This is a genomic window from Hymenobacter seoulensis (assembly GCF_054780535.1).
In genome coordinates this window covers 1-857 of sequence record NZ_BAAGWD010000016.1, presented here as the reverse complement: position 1 = coordinate 857, position 857 = coordinate 1, and the positions used below count along the sequence as shown (strand labels likewise).

General features: G+C 62.9%; 1 protein-coding gene. It reads left to right on the top strand.

Features of this window, described 5'->3' with window-relative positions; genetic code table 11:
* Positions 1-857, top strand: an 857-nt coding sequence (locus tag ACYVHC_RS21745) for a glycoside hydrolase family 30 protein (RefSeq protein WP_460615839.1), incomplete at both ends; no start/stop codon positions are given.

Here is an 857-nt window from a genome sequence, read left to right as displayed (position 1 = left end):
CGCCTGCCCAAGGCCCAGCAGCAGGAGCTGCTGCAGGCCTACTACAGCCCTACGAAAGGCATCGGCTACACGCTGGCGCGCACCTCCATCCACAGCACCGACTTCTCCTCCGCCCCCTACACCTACGTGGCCGAGGGCGACCGGGAGCTCACGACCTTTAGCATTCAGCACGACCAGCAGTACCGCATTCCCTTTATCAAGCAGGCCATGCAGGCGGCCGGCGGTAAGCTCACGCTGTACGTGAGCCCGTGGAGCCCCCCGGCCTGGATGAAGGACACGAACAGCATGCTGCAGGGCGGGCAGCTCTTGCCCGAGTTTCGCCAGAGCTGGGCCAACTACTTTGTTCAGTTTATTCGGGCCTACGAAAAGGCGGGCATTCCCATCTGGGGCCTGACGGTGCAAAACGAGCCCATGGCCAAGCAGAAGTGGGAGTCCTGCCTGTTTACGGCCGAGCAGGAGCGTGACTTTGTCAAGGGCTACCTCGGCCCGACCCTCAAGAAAGCCGGCCTGGGCGAGCGCAAGCTCATCGGCTGGGACCACAACCGCGACCTGCTCTTTCAGCGGGCCGCCACCCTCTTTGATGACCCGGAGGCCAGCCAGTACTTCTGGGGCCTAGGCTACCACTGGTACGAAACGTGGACCGGCTCGGGCATGCAGTTTGAGAACGTGCGCCGCGTGCACGAAACCTACCCCGATAAGCACCTGATCTTCACCGAAGGCTGCGTGGAAAAGTTTGCCTACAGTGGCATTGGCGATTGGCGCCTGGGTGAGCGCTACGCCTACTCCATGCTCCACGACTTCAATGCCGGCACCGAGGCCTGGACCGACTGGAACGTGCTGCTGGACGAGACCGGCGG